12 protein-coding genes are annotated in these 14,821 nt (G+C 47.9%); 3 read left to right on the forward strand and 9 right to left on the reverse strand.

From position 1 onward, the window contains the following. The first annotated feature begins 62 nt into the window (after positions 1 to 62). The 3 genes from ACE04G_RS28735 to ACE04G_RS28745 all read left to right on the forward strand — a co-directional run bounded on the left by ACE04G_RS28735 (position 63) and on the right by ACE04G_RS28745 (position 3,760). Positions 63 to 938, forward strand: a complete 876-nt coding sequence (locus ACE04G_RS28735; RefSeq protein ID WP_405132015.1) for a helix-turn-helix domain-containing protein — start codon at positions 63 to 65, stop codon at positions 936 to 938. A 141-nt stretch (positions 939 to 1,079) separates the two neighbouring features. Then, positions 1,080 to 3,068 (forward strand): GTP-binding protein, encoded by a 1,989-nt coding sequence (locus tag ACE04G_RS28740; protein ID WP_449003865.1) that lies wholly within the window; start codon positions 1,080 to 1,082, stop codon positions 3,066 to 3,068. Between the two features lie 14 nt (positions 3,069 to 3,082). Beyond that, positions 3,083 to 3,760, forward strand: coding sequence for a tetratricopeptide repeat protein (locus ACE04G_RS28745; protein ID WP_449003866.1), 678 nt, complete (start codon positions 3,083 to 3,085; stop codon positions 3,758 to 3,760). Positions 3,761 to 3,874: 114 nt separating this feature from the next. Here ACE04G_RS28745 and ACE04G_RS28750 read toward each other — a convergent pair whose 3' ends face one another. From ACE04G_RS28750 to ACE04G_RS28790, 9 genes are all read right to left on the reverse strand, one after another. Further along, positions 3,875 to 4,936, reverse strand: a complete 1,062-nt coding sequence (locus ACE04G_RS28750; RefSeq protein WP_449003867.1) for a phosphotransferase — start codon at positions 4,934 to 4,936, stop codon at positions 3,875 to 3,877. A gap of 92 nt (positions 4,937 to 5,028) precedes the next feature. Further along, positions 5,029 to 5,655, reverse strand: coding sequence for a GDSL-type esterase/lipase family protein (locus tag ACE04G_RS28755; protein WP_017689264.1), 627 nt, complete (start codon positions 5,653 to 5,655; stop codon positions 5,029 to 5,031). Positions 5,656 to 5,852: 197 nt separating this feature from the next. Next, positions 5,853 to 9,020: an MMPL/RND family transporter gene (locus ACE04G_RS28760; RefSeq protein WP_449003868.1), complete on the reverse strand. Its 3,168-nt coding sequence runs from the start codon at positions 9,018 to 9,020 to the stop codon at positions 5,853 to 5,855. Then, positions 9,017 to 9,475, reverse strand: a complete 459-nt coding sequence (locus ACE04G_RS28765) for a MarR family winged helix-turn-helix transcriptional regulator (RefSeq protein WP_449003869.1) — start codon at positions 9,473 to 9,475, stop codon at positions 9,017 to 9,019. The genes ACE04G_RS28760 and ACE04G_RS28765 overlap by 4 nt, the downstream gene beginning before the upstream one ends. A gap of 219 nt (positions 9,476 to 9,694) precedes the next feature. Beyond that, positions 9,695 to 10,132: a GNAT family N-acetyltransferase gene (locus ACE04G_RS28770; protein WP_221824250.1), complete on the reverse strand. Its 438-nt coding sequence runs from the start codon at positions 10,130 to 10,132 to the stop codon at positions 9,695 to 9,697. Between the two features lie 63 nt (positions 10,133 to 10,195). Further along, entirely contained in the window at positions 10,196 to 11,182 is a 987-nt protein-coding gene (locus tag ACE04G_RS28775; RefSeq protein ID WP_449003870.1) for a BadF/BadG/BcrA/BcrD ATPase family protein, read from the reverse strand. Positions 11,183 to 11,250: 68 nt separating this feature from the next. Then, positions 11,251 to 11,964 (reverse strand): class I SAM-dependent methyltransferase, encoded by a 714-nt coding sequence (locus tag ACE04G_RS28780; RefSeq protein WP_405132007.1) that lies wholly within the window; start codon positions 11,962 to 11,964, stop codon positions 11,251 to 11,253. A 130-nt stretch (positions 11,965 to 12,094) separates the two neighbouring features. Further along, the gene (locus tag ACE04G_RS28785; protein ID WP_449003871.1) at positions 12,095 to 13,072 is read right to left on the reverse strand and encodes an alpha/beta hydrolase; all 978 of its coding nucleotides are present in this window, start codon (positions 13,070 to 13,072) and stop codon (positions 12,095 to 12,097) included. A 36-nt stretch (positions 13,073 to 13,108) separates the two neighbouring features. Further along, positions 13,109 to 14,818 carry an ATP-binding protein gene (locus ACE04G_RS28790; protein ID WP_339308667.1) on the reverse strand — a complete coding sequence of 570 codons (1,710 nt, stop codon included), beginning with the start codon at positions 14,816 to 14,818 and terminating at the stop codon, positions 13,109 to 13,111. Positions 14,819 to 14,821: the final 3 nt, after the last annotated feature.

Below are 14,821 nucleotides of genomic sequence, written 5' to 3' on the forward strand. Positions count from 1 at the left end.
TATACTCTCTCATGACCAGGTATAACATCTCGTTGAAGACGATCGTCTGGAAAGGAGTCTTTATGGAACGTTCACCTGTTCGTACGACTATTCAAGCAGAATCTGGTATTCCGTTCCGCCTGGTGTACAGCGACACCAAATCCCCTCAGAACGAATTGCCAGATCACCTTCACGACTGGCATGAAATTATCTATGTATATCGGGGGCAGGGAAGCATCTTTATTGATACGGGACTTGAGAATATGCAAGAAGGAGACCTGTTCATTATACCGGGCAGCACGGTTCATCGAGCCTTGCCGGATGCAGGCAATCCTGTCACATCTTCCGCATTGTTCTTCAGCCCGGGCTTGCTGGCATCCACCGCCGGAGGTGCTGCTTCTTCTTTGCTAAGCCTGTTTGAACGTTGTCGTAAACAACGCGTGTATAAGAGACATCTGAACACAGAGGAGCAATCACTGGTCGCCGCCCTCATTGATGATATTCAGACCGAATTCCAGCTCGGTCATCATCTAAGCGCACATGCGGCTCTGTTAAGGCTACAACTATTGCTCATTTTTCTGGAACGTCTGGAAGCTGCGGGACCTGCGAATCCGGGTAAATCCGCTCCGGGTCCCTCATGGCTCTCTTCTACGATCTCTCATATTGACGATAACCTTCGGAATGGCCTTTCCCTCCCTGAACTGGCGCAGTACGCCTCTGTATCCCCTGCCCATTTCAGTCGTGCCTTCAAACGATACACGGGAATGACTCTAACGGATTACGCATTAGCGCGAAGGGTCATTATGGCGAAAGAGCATCTGGTGCAAGGTGATGAGACGATGGCAGCCGTTGCCGATGCTTGCGGGTTCGACAGCCTGCCCCACTTTTACCGTCAATTCAAAAAATTAACCGGTACAACGCCCGCAGCTTACCGCAGAACCATGAACAGTTCTCGTTAAAATAGAACCAGACTGGACGTAGTTTCCTGGGTCTAATCATATATATCCACATATTCTTCCATATGGAAGATGTGGTATGATAATCTGGATTATTACTTGTCGGAAACATTGCATTCCGTTGTCAGAGGAGCTTAGCATTCCATGTTAAACGAATTAAATCGCAGGAATATTGGCATCTTCGCTCATGTTGATGCGGGGAAAACAACCACCACCGAGCATATGTTATTTGAGAGTGGTGTCGTCCGTAGTCCGGGACGTGTAGATGACGGAACAACAGCCACAGACTCCCTGGACATTGAGAAAGAACGTGGCATATCCGTTCAGGCAGCCATGACCTCTCTGATCTGGAAGAACACCATCATTGACCTCATTGATACGCCTGGTCACATCGATTTCAGCTCCGAAGTAGAGCGAACGCTACGGGTAATGGATGGCGCTATTCTCATTCTGTCGGCAGTAGAAGGCATTCAGTCCCAAAGTGAAGCCATCTGGCATGCCCTTCGTTCACTTCGCATCCCAACCATCATTTATATTAATAAAATGGATCGGGTTGGCGCATCTGCCCCAGCGGTAATGGAGCAGATTCGTTCCAGCCTGTCCCCTTTCGCATGCGAAATCCAAACGTATCGGCTCCAGGAAGATTCATTTCATGGCATCGACTCCCTATGGAACCCGAATCAAGATTCTCTGTCAGATGGCACACCTTCCATTCCAGGTCTGGTCGAGATCCTTGCCGAGCTGGACGAAGAGGTCATGGAAGCCTACATCCAGGAGACTCCGTTATCGCAAAGGGATCTGAATGAAGCATTCCTGCGGTATGTGCATCAGGGTGAGATGTTCCCTGTGTGTTATGGCGCTTCCGGCAAAGGAATTGGTGTCACGGCATTGCTGGACATGGTCCTTGCATTCCTGCCCCCACCTGCACAACCAGTGGATTCTCCCGTATCGGGTGTTGTATTCAAGATTGAACGTGACCGTACGATGGGTCGCACGGCTTACGTCCGTATGTATGCTGGCAGCTTACACAATCGGGATACCATCCATAATTCGACGCGGGAGCTTGAAGAGAAAGTGACGCAGATTCGCCGCATGGATGGACGGAAATGGGCGGATACCGGTGCCGTTCACGCGGGGCAGATTGCTGCGCTGTACGGACTGAGTGACACACATGTGGGTGACATTATCGGCAATCCTGAGGGTGTGCCTCCTCTGCCACAGATGGCTGTACCTTTGCTGACCGTACAAGTACATGGCAAGGACCCGGCACGTTACCCCGATCTTGTTGCAGCATTGCAAGAGTTGACGGATGAAGACCCCTTACTCGACCTGCAATGGTTGCCGGAGGAACGTGAACTGCATCTCAAGGTCATGGGAACCATTCAGCTTGAGATTTTATCCAGCCTGTTGCTAAGTCGTTTCGGATTGGATGTCGTGTTTGATCCACCATCCGTCATCTATAAGGAGACACCACGTACAACCGGAGAAGGTTACATCGCCTATACGATGCCTAAGCCCTGCTGGGCCATCCTCCGCTTCAAGATTGAACCTTTGCCTCGCGGAAGCGGTCTGATCTATGCCTCAACCGTAAGGACAGATGATCTGCTGTTACGTTATCAGAATGAAGTTGAACGACGAATTCCGGAAGCCTTGTCTCAAGGTATGCTCGGTTGGGAAGTCACCGATCTGCGCATTACGCTGGTGGAAGGGGAACATCATGTCTGGCATACACATCCGCTGGATTTTGTCGTAGCCACGCCTATGGGAATCCTGGATGGATTGTCGAGAACAGGTACCACGTTGCTGGAACCTCTTCTTCAGTTCCGGCTGACGGTCCCGGAAGAATACGGCGGTAAGGCCCTTAGCGATCTGGTACATATGCGGGCAACCTTCGAAGCCCCCGTCATTGGTAGCGGACGTTGTATTATTGAAGGAGTTATGCCTCTTGCCACCTCAATGGATTATCCGGTGAAACTGCGTTCCGAGACAAGCGGCCGCGGGGTGCTTACGACTTCGTTTGCCGGATACCAGGATTGTCCTGCGGATGTGAATCATACTCGCAAACGCAGAGGAGTTAACCCGCTGGATCAATCGAAATATATTTTAAGTGTACGAAACGCGATTACATCATAAATGGAGTTGAACCTGTGCTTATTAAATTTCTTATCTTTGGACTTCTATGGCGGATTGTAGGTAATCCGTTCATTGCCATCCTCATTTTACTCGTTATACTGTATTTCCTGGATCGTCGTTACGTTGGGGTGTTCCCAAGCTTCTCGAAACCTCTCAAGCGAATGCGTAACATCTCACGGCTTCGGCAACAGCTTGCCATGAGTCCCAATGAAGTTTCTTCCAAGCTGGAACTGGCTCGCCTGTTAATTGAGCGCAAGCGTTACAGTGAGGCACATGCGTTATTGCTTGAACTGGAGCGCCCATACGAACAATCGGCTGAGTACTGGGAGGCACTAGGGACGACTGAGCTTCACCTGGGTAACATCGAAAAAGGAGAACGTCATATATTACAAGCTCTCGAGATCAATCCCAGAGTCAAGTATGGACGCCCGTACCTAACCCTTGCTGGAGCCTTCAAAGATACGCATGAGGACAAAGCGCTGGATTATGTGCATCAGTTTCAGGAGATTCATTCCTCTTCCAGTGAAGCTTATTATCTGCTCGGCTCGGTTCACCGTTCCCTCGGACGCAATGCAGACGCGAAGCAGGCATACGAGCAATCGTTGAACGTTTATCGTTCCTTGCCCAAATACAAAAAACGTCAGGAGCGCCGCTGGGCTGTCCGCAGTTGGTTCCGCAAACGTGGATTGTAATGTCATCCGCTATACGCTGTAATCTTCATATATCACTTTTCTAACCAATAAAAGTGCACTGATCTCTGCCCTCGTATGAGCAGAAACAGTGCACTTTATTCTTAACAACGATATTTAATACACCAATATCTCATGCAGTCGTTCTTCATGAAGACGCATCCAGTCAATCCGCTGTTTGAGTTTCACAATCTGCTCCACAGCCACTTCCGGCTCATCTGTACCCTCAAACATCCGACTGATGAAATGCATGACCACATCCAGACTACGCAGCAAAATCAATCGAGGTATGGCCAGCAACTCTTCCGGTTTCAGGCTGACCTGTTCACGAAATCCCATGATCAGTCCCTCCTGTGCCTGCCACATCCAATCTTCACTCTTGTCCATGGTAAGGAGGTCAGACATCGGAACAGCCAGCTCCATTACCCGCAAATCCCATGTCGCAAATTCAAAATCCAAAATGGCACAGATTTCACCATCCTGCTGATCTACCAATACATTCGAGGCATTCACGTCCCCATGAACCAATTGATGCGGCAACTGTTCCATACCACGCAGAGCTTCAAAAAGATCTGGCAGCTCATCTCTCAACTGCTTCAATTCATTCGCACATGCGGCCAATTGCTCCGGCGGCGATGTGCATAGCTGTAATAATCGTTCTGGTGAACAGAGCGGATACGCATCCTGAATTCGATAGTATGGTGGATACACAGGTTCAAGTGGTATATCCAACGTAGCCATAACAGAAGACAGCGCCCCCGCCGCTTTACCGAGCCCTAGCAATTGATCTGGTGTATGCAAGATGGGATTGAGGCCTTCCCTATAATGAAACAGAGTCACGATTTTGGTATGACCTGTGAGGGTATCTTTTACAGGAAGGAATGTACCTCCCTCACCAGATAACCGCCTTACAGGTGAAGGTGTATCAAGCTTAAAGTTCGAACGTTGGAGGGCTGCCAGCACCTCGTGTTCAAAGGTGATTTTCATCGGATCATTATGTGTTTCATATTGTCTCATGACGTAATTAGTCCCGTCTACCTGGAGCATGTAAGTAGAATTATTCATTCCACCCTTTCCACGCTCGCCTTTCCAATCCGATGTAAAGCCATATAAGGCCAACACTTCGGATATACGCTGCTGCTCTGAAGGATGGAGGGAACCGGAATCGATGTTTTGCACCAAAAATTAACCCCTTTATCTCACAAAATGGAACGGTCTTCTATTTATCTTAAAGGAAGTCCATCGCTTGGTCTAGTTCTGCTCCAAAGTGATCAAGAGAATGGATAGTATCCCGTCCGATTAAGCTGCTCTGCAATGACACGATATCCTCTTGCATTGGGATGTACTCTGTCCCAGAACAAGAGTTCACGCTCACGACCTTCAAACCTGTCATACACCTGAGCACACGCATAGTTGCCCGATCCCGCACCATTCAAAAACGAATTATATTGGCGCACCCAGTACGCAGCTTCCGTCGCTTGTGGATACGGGTTGTACAATCCGATGGATCGGACCATATACTCATGGTTGCCCTTTAACTGCCGAATGTGCCGCATGATCTGGGATACATTACTGCGGGTTTCTCCGAGCACCTGTGTCATTTTGCTGGCATTTGGAATGCCATTACTTGCTTTAAACGTACGAATCAGATCATTCCCGCCAATGGATATGGTAATGATATCCGCTTCACGGAGCGATTGCCGCACTCGGGGATGCGAAGAGATCATCTGCAACATTTCCCCCGACGTCAGTCCATTCACGCCCATATTTTCCATGGATACAAACGTACGAACATTCATTTCCGCCATTCGCCGATATAAAGGAACAAAGCCGGTGCCCAGTAACGCTCCTGTACCTACCGTTAATGAATCACCTATAGCCACATATCGATATACCATCCCGTCGCCCCTCTCTGCTGTGATTTTTCTGAACAATAATGAACTGCTCTATATCTTATGATGAGTGGGACGACAAAGCGCGGGATGGTGTCCTTAGGCATGCACCTTTCTTTTGCACAAGTTGCACCTTTCCTGTAGAGGCAAAAATAAAAAAGCCCTGCCGCATAACGCGGCAGAGCCAGATTCATTGCAATGCATTACATGCCTATAGTCCGATCCGAATCAACGGACTCTGATTGTTCCTTGTTCGGGAACGGCCACCAGTTGGCCCGGCCAAACATCTTCACCATCACTGGGACGAAGAATGGCAGGAACAGCAGAGAGTACAAGATCAGTCCGCTAAGGACTACTGTGGCAATCTGCATCATCGATAGAACACCGGATGGATACATGGCAGCAAATGTACCGCTCAGAATGACCGCGGCAGATAGAATAACGGTGCCCATGTTCTTCATCGCGTACAACATGGCATCCTGTACTTTCATGCCTTTGTTCTCATTGAAACGGTCCATCAGGAAGATGCTATAATCCACACCGAGTGCAATCAGCATGACAAATCCGAAGAACGGAGTAACCCAGCTGATTCCTGCGAATCCGAGGATATTAACAAAGATCACTTCGGTTAACGCCATCGATGTGAAATAAGCCAGTAATAAGGAAACGATCAGATACAGCGGCATAATGACTGAGCGGAGCAGCACAACCAGAATAATAAATGTGCCTGCCAGCATCAGCATTACAGTACGTGTATAGTCATTATTCGAGATTTCCTGCAGATCTGCAAACGTACTGGTCACTCCACCTATGGCGATGTCTGCTTTTTCAAGCGTACTGCCTTGTACCGCGCGATGTACTGCCGCCTCAATGTCAGGAACACGATCAATGGCTTCTGTTCCGTATGGATTTTCGGCGAAAATAACATCAATTGTCATCGTTTTCCGATCTTCCGACAGATACGTATCAAATACCTGTGTGAAATCTTTGCTGTTCAGCGCTTCTTCAGGAACGTACCAGCCTGCCAGATCCGAATCAGGTGAATTTTGCAATTGCGTCAGGTAGTCCTGCGCTGAATCCAGTCCCCCGGATACCTGTTTAATACCATCGACACTCTGATTCAAGCCATCTGTCAATTGTGTCAGTTGACCACTCAGATCCGAGAAGCCTTGCTGAATTTTCTCCTGACCACCCTGAAGCTGACCAAGCCCGTTCTGAATGGAAGGTATTTCCTTAATGACTTTTCCTTGACCATCCGCAGCCTGTTTGAGACCGGATTGCAACTGACCGATTCCTGTTACAATTTGACCCAGGCCATCGGCAAGCGCCTTTTGTCCGGCTGCGGCGGAGGCAAACCCTTCATTGGCCTGATTAATTCCAGCAGCGGCTTCCCCAAGTTTGGTCTTAATCTGACCCAGACCTTGCGCAAGCTGCGCTGTGCCAGAACCTGTTTCACCAATCGTACCTTTGATACGCTGGTAATCAGCATCTTGCTGCAATTCAGGATAACGCTCTTCAAGTGCTGTGAAGGATTCGGACAGACTGGTTAGAGCTGATGAAACCCCGTTCAGCTGTTGTTCCAGTTCGCGGGTTCCATCCCCCAGTGCTGCGACCCCTGCTCCCGCCTGACGATAGGCTTCAAGCAACTGATTGTTCGCCTGCGCAAGTTGATTTGCACTTGTTTTGGCTTGCTGGAGCCCTGCTTTCAGATCCCCTGCACCTGCAGAACCATCTCGAATGCCTTTTTCAATCTGCCCAAGTCCCTCACTGAGCTGCGTGATACCCGCTTGCAACTGGGAGGTTCCTTTGGTAAGTTCACCTGCTCCATCAGCAGCTTCTTTTAACTGAGGTTCATTTTTACTTAGCTGGCTGCTGGCTTCACTCAGGCCATCACGGATTTTGTCCAAACCCGTCTTGCCTTCACCCAGCCCATCCGATAATGTTCCCACTTGCTGTGTAACTTCAAAATCTTTAATCTCATCCCCCGTAGGTCGTGTCATACTGCGGACACCAGAGACTCCAGCTACTTTCTCTACTTCCCGGCTAATTTTCTCGGCAACGGCCATATACTTCGCATTATCCATCGCTTCATCGTTCTGAATAACGATCTGACCTGGCAGCGATTCACCCGGACCAAAGCTGTCAGAGATAATGTTAAATGCTTTTACGGAATCATATTTCTCGCCAATCTCATCAAGACTGTTGAACGACAGTTTGCCATCGTAGGTTGCCAGAAGAGGCACACAGACAGCTGCAACGATGAGCAGCGCAGCCCATGGACGTTTAAGTGAAAAGCGACCAGCTGCACCATAGATCTTGCTCTCGGCATGTTCAAGTGAACCCTTCGACGGCCAGAATAACTTCTTGCCCAGCACCGCCATGAAGAATGGCACGATGGTCACCAAGGCAAGCATCATCACAGCAATACCTACAGCTACGGCAACCGCAGAACGGTACAACATAAACTGGGCAAAGCCGATCGCAATGAATCCAACCAGCACAGCTAGTGCTGAGAAGAGTACCGTTTTACCGGCAGTACGATAGGTAGCAATGATGGCATCCCACGTATTCTCATGATGAGCCAGTTCTTCCTTGAACCGACTGATCAGCAGGATGCAGTAATCCGTACCAATCCCGAACATGACGGCGACCATAAAGATCTGTGTAAATGTGGATATCGGGAAGTCGAGCCCATCCACCAGGAATGCAACAATCTGTTGCGATACAATGTAACTGATCCCTACCGTCAGTAGCGGTACAAACGGAGCTACAAACGAACGGAACACCAGGAACAGAATAAGTAAAATAAAGACAACGGTAATATATTCCGATTTCTTAAGCCCCTCTTGTGAACTTTCAATGGTGTCCTCATCAATCAGACCTTTACCGGTTATGTAGTGCTCCACATTGACGGACTTCAATGCTTCATTCAGGTCTTCCCGCATTTCCTTGACCGTGCGATCTCCCTGATCAATGGATAGCGATGTTAGAATCGTTTTGCCATCAGCTGAGATCATCTTCTCTGACAATTCAGGCTGAGAGAAAGGTTCCAGAATGGACAGAATGCCCAACTTCTCCTTGTCGGCCTCCAAGTTTTTAACGGCCTTCTCTGCTTCTTGTTTCCCCGTGGTACCCAGCCCATCGGGATTATAGAATACAAGGGCGATCTGGCTGCCTTGCTGCTCTCCCTTTTGTGCTGCAGCTTCATTCAAAATTGCTGCTGCCTGGGTGGAAGAGTACCCTTCCGGAACCGAAAACTGTCCCTTTTCCCGAATCAGTTCACTCATGTTAGGGGCGGTAAACATCAACACGGCAGCTACAACAACCCATAGCCCCATTAACCACCATCTAGCTTTTAGTATCGCTCTCATTTGTTCTCCTGTCCTCCTTCATGCGTTAGCAAAGCTGCAAGCTTCTCAAAAGATTCAATGAAAATTCGAACCTCTTCCGGTTTAAAATGAACCAGATACGGCTCCAGAATCTGCTGTATTTCCTGTTCTGTTTCCCTGTATACCTGTCGTCCGGTATCCGTCAGTGTCAGATATACAACGCGGCGGTCGCGTTCATCCCCGGCCCGATGGACCAGATCGCGATCCACCAGCTTGTTGACCAAAGCAGTAATGCTGCTCTTGCCTATGCACAGAAGCTCTGCCAGATCAGAGGGTGTGCAGAAAGGTTTCTCTTCAATCAGACGAAGTGCGCAGAACTGATCGGTCGTTATGGTCTGCCCCACTTGTTCGCGTATCCGCGTATCAAACCGCTTATTGACCATAAAGGAAGCATCCAAATAGCGGTTCACCAAACTTTTTGCATCCGGTGTAGTCATTCTTCATTCTCCTTTCCCGAATCTATATAGTTCACTTAACGAACTATTCTTCTGTGAAACTATTCTATAATGAAACAATCTCACAAAGCAATACTTTTTTCCTGCTTTTTTGATGAAAACGACAAAAAAACAGGACGTCCGACTCAGCTCATTGCCAAATCCAACATCCTGTACTGATGATAATCCATATATTTCTTAAAGTAATAAAAGGTCTCTGTGCTACTCTTCGTCCGTATCTTCCTCTTTTTCAAGCACACAACGGAATCGCTCCACACCTGGGTATAATTCACCCAGACTATATACCACAAACCCCGTATTCCGATAAAACTCGACGGCTTCCAGCTCGGTCTCCGCAATCAGTCTATCAGGATTGTATGTTGCCAACAGTTGTGAGATCATACCACGTCCATAATTTTTAAAGCGGTTTTCAGGTAAAACCGAGATATGATGAATGGTAATCTCACTTGTTCCTGTCTTCTCATATCCAATCAGACCGATCAATTGTCCCTCATCTTCGTAACCGGCCATTTGCAGTTCGTCTCTCTCTACATATTGTTGCAACGCACGGTTCAAGTGATCCGGATCAGGAAAGACCGAGTAGGACAACAGCTCCTGTACTTCCGGTTCCTGTATGCGTGATTTCAGATTAATTAACACCTTGATTCCTCCTATACCTTGCTTGTTTCCGTTATCGTATTGTAGTCGTTAGCCTCTAAAAGTTCAAGTCGTGTGCCGATTCAGCTCCGATTGAAGCACAGTTGAGATGTTATCCGATACGTTGATCTGCGCCAAATAATAGGCATCCAGCAGTGCGCCCCCAACTGCCGGCAGGTTACTGGTTATGTATTGAATTCTTTTTCCTTCGCGCATATAGGCAGCATCCAGCCCTTTCTGAACAGCCTCCACCATATATGGTGAACGCAGACAGCTTCCGGTAAGCGTCATGGACACTGTGGGCTGATCGAAACAGGATGCCAGCATGAGGATACCGACAACAGCCGTGTCAGCAGCCGAGTCGCATACCCTAACTGCGAGGGGAATATTGCGAGTAGCAGCTTCAGTCACCATAGACGCCATCTGACCAAATTTCCGGTTGGTCGCCTGTTTATTTTCGGCAAAACCGGCTATCCCCAGCGCAGCGAGCTCTCGAATTGAGGCAACATTCCAATACGTTAAAACCTGCTCAATCCATTCTTGATCCTGCAACTCATAACGTCCAGCCAGTATGGAATGAACCGTGTCGTAAGCCAGAAAACGTGCTGCTGTCGGCGCATAATGACCGAACTGATCATTGCGGAGCCAAGCCCCCTGTTCGGTTCTGCCAAGGATCAGAGATCCTGTTCCTCCAATAGCGACAATACCTGGCTCACCGTCGAAGGCCGCTGTATGTGCGATGTGCGTATCGTTTACCGCACTGATCCTGCCTGTAATCCCCGTACGAGCGAGTAATGCCTCCGCCCAAACTGTATCTTCAGGTCGATTCAGACCCGCCATTCCGGCCTGAATGGCAGCGATCTGATCTGATTGGAGTCCAGCCTGAGTTATGGCTTCAGCGATACCCTCCAGCACATTTTGCTCAGCATTGGTATCGTGATAACGGTTGCAACCATTCTTTTGCACATAGGATACAATCTTCCCGTTCTGCTCTGCGACAGCCACACGCGTGTGGCTCCCTCCTCCATCGATCCCTATTACATATGTATTCATCCTTAACGATCTCCCTTCAAACCACACATTAAGAGTGCCGGGTCCATGGTCAGGTCCCGGCAGAGAATTCATTGCTTTTGTACAGCGAAACGAAGCAGTTCACAACGAAATTGTGTCGGTTCATCATACTTTTCCTCTTCAATCGTCTGTGTAACATGTTCCTGAAGCAGAATATTCCATCCTTTGTAGACATCCTCCAGCAATGCGATCGCTTCAACTGTCGACAAGTTCAGTTCAATTAATGGTTCAATCTCCTTGCCTGTATTGATTTCTTTTTCCTCCACATTGGTACTCATGGTAATACAATGAATACCACCTGTGCGAGTTCCGGCCTGTAACCGGTCTATCGCTTCCATGAAGGCTTGCTTATTGGAGACATGCTCCAGACAAGAACAAGCAGCGATATAATCAAAATAGTTTGGTTCCACAGCATAATGTTCAACATCTGCTCTCACTGCCTGCACGATATGATCAACCTGATATTCTTTCGCATACTTGCGAAGTCCGTCTACTGCCTCATCCAGCAAATCCACACCGATGACTTCACTGTTCGTTTTAGCAAGACGCTGTGCAATCGGTATCGTATGCCTTCCCACTCCGCATCCCAGATCGAGGACACGCAACTCCTCCTTGTGAGCAAGTAGACGTTCCAGCATATCCATCACCATAGGCATGGGCCTCGACATCCAGGTACCGGAGGCAAATAATTCATTATTCTGATAGAAGTTGGAGTGATAACCTGCCTCTGCTTTTCGCGCAGCCTCAAATTGTTCGTTTCCCATCAAGATACCCCCATCGTTTAGAAAATGATTTGCACCTTCTACTTAATACCCAGATTGTCACAAAAGAAAATCAATCAAAATCGGCGCCCCCCTTAATCATGGGCATACCTATAAACACAAGGCCATCGCTTTACTTGGCCTCTGAACTTACAGGTACGAAGCACGAAGGTGACAGATTCTTCTTCATAAAGGATTCCAGTGCCGCCTCATATCCAGTGCGATCGACTTGAAACGCTGTGCCATGGCCCGCACGGGGGACGGTCAGCAATTCCTTTTCGGTTGGGCAAGCTTCATACAACCTGTACACCATTTCCGTTGGTACAAACGTATCAGCCTCACCGTGGATGAATAACACGGGAACGTTAACTTTGGCAAGCTGCTTGAGAGCCGAAGCCTCTCTAAAGGAATACCCTGCTTTCCATCGGGAGATTAGACTTGTGACAGGTATAAACGGAAATGCAGGAAGCTTGTATAATTGCTTTAACTGGAACGTCAGTTCTTCTTCTACGGATGTATACGCACAATCAGAGATAATCGCTTTAACCTTAGTCGGCAGGGCTTCACCACCTGTCATCAGTACGGTTGCTCCTCCCATGGATATGCCGTGCAATAGGATTTCCCCTTGTGTACCCACTTTTTCAAGCACCCAGTTGGTCCACTTGACATAATCCTTCCGATCTAACCAACCAAAACCGATGATATCACCTTCGCTCCGGCCATGACCCCGATCATCTGGCATGAGTACGTTATAACCGTGCTTTTCCGCATAAAACCGGGCAAACCCAGCCATTTCTCTGCCTCTCCCCGAATAACCATGTGCCAGAATAACCGTCTGATCCGACCCTTTATTGGAACCGAGCCATGTACCATACAGTTTTAATCCATCATGTGATTGAAGAGATATCTCTTCTGTAGGCTGAGCATCCAGCCACTTCAGGTCAGAAGCACTGCTAATGATTTCATTGTCCGGTTCAGGCATCAGATTCGGATTATCCACCAAAAATGTTTTTGGCGTACGGCGAATGGCCGTTTTGAAAAAATAAAGCCCACCTGTCCACAGAAGAGCAAGAACGATCAGTACCAGTGCTGCAAGTACGTAGAATAACATGAACGAGTCCTACCCTCTTTCCTCATTAAGATATGTTCAATCTTTACTTATTTGTTGCAGTGATGCACATGCTGCTTGATAGGCGGGTAACAAAGCATCCAGCAAAGGTTCTGCTTTCCGTGATTGACCTTCCTTCGCGAACTGCTCTACCCGGGCAAACAAAGTTGATAAATAACGAATCCCCAGACTCAGACTCCCTGATTTCAAATCATGGGCTACCTCGGTTGCAGCAACATGGTCGCCCGACACAATATGTCTACGCAGCACCTCAATCTTTCCGGGTGTTTCGGTACGATACATGTCCAACAATATACCGAGGAGTGTACGATCGCCATCGGTGTTTAATTCCGCAATCTCATGTACGATGCTCATATTTAGTACCTCGGTTGGTTCGGAGGATTGCTGCCACTTCTGGATCATCTTACTCAGAATTTCCAGCGTGAAGGGTTTGCCAATAAAGTCATTCATCCCGACTTCCATACACTTGTCTTTCTCTTCCTGCATCACATTACCTGTCATTGCAATAATGGGTGTGGTATGGCGCATTTCATCCATTTCTATAGAGCGAATTTTGCGTGTTGCCTCCAAACCGTCCATTAATGGCATCATATAGTCCATGAGAATCAAACTGTATTTTTTGCTGAGAAAAGCAGCTATTGCCTCTTCCCCATTCACTACAGCGTCCACTTGGGTTATTCCCAGTTTTTTGAGCTGCAATATAACAAGCTGCCGGTTGATGACATTATCATCGGCCAGCAATACAGATACAGAAGGAGCTTCATCATCCATATTCTGCCCCTGATGCTCTTGAGTGGAAGCAACGGACGGGTTAGTGGACTGGTTACCGTCTTTCTTACCAAGTGTAAGTTCGAACCAAAATGTTGATCCTTCACCCTCCTGACTGTCTACTCCAATCTGACCTTCCATCAGTGTAACGAGCGACCTGCAGATCGATAATCCAAGGCCCGTTCCTCCATATTCACTTGAGCGTCCTCGTTCAGTCTGCATGTAGGGTTGAAATAACTGGTTCTGATCTTCTTCCGAGATACCAATCCCCGTATCTTCGACTTCAAAGCGAATCATTTGTGTAATCTCATCATCTTTCATAAGGGTGACTCTTATCCGCACCGTACCTTCTGATGTGAATTTGTTCGCATTCTGAATTAGATTGATCAGTATCTGTGTGATTCTCGTTGAATCCCCTACAAGAAGAGTAGAGATTCTGGGGTCACAGTCTATCGATAACTGATTTCCGTTCTTTCTGACTTGGGGTTCGAGCAAACGAATAATATAGTTTATCGTCTCTTGCAGATCCACTTCTCCCAGTTCAAGTCGCATCTGACCCGCCTCAAGTTTGGACAGATCCAGAAGATCCTGAATTAGCTTAAGCAGCAGTTTGGCAGCATCCTGTATAACGGAAACGGAATTCTCCTGTTCTTCAGACAAGGGGGACAACTTAAGCATCTCAGCCATCCCCAATATTCCATTTAATGGCGTGCGAAAATCATGACTGATGCCTGCAATAAATGCGTTTTTTGAATCACCCGCATCTACTGCTTGCTGACGTGCAGCTTCAAGACTTTTATTGTTCTTCGCAAGCAGACGCTGGAGTGTCACCAGTTCATTATTCATATCCGAGAATTCCGAGAGTGTCCGTTCCTCTTGCTCTTTACTCCGGATCATCTGATCCGATAACTGCTCAATCGTTCTGCGTAGCCTCTGTATCTCTCCGCTCTCATTAGACATCAC

This window comes from Paenibacillus sp. AGC31 (genome assembly GCF_057334655.1).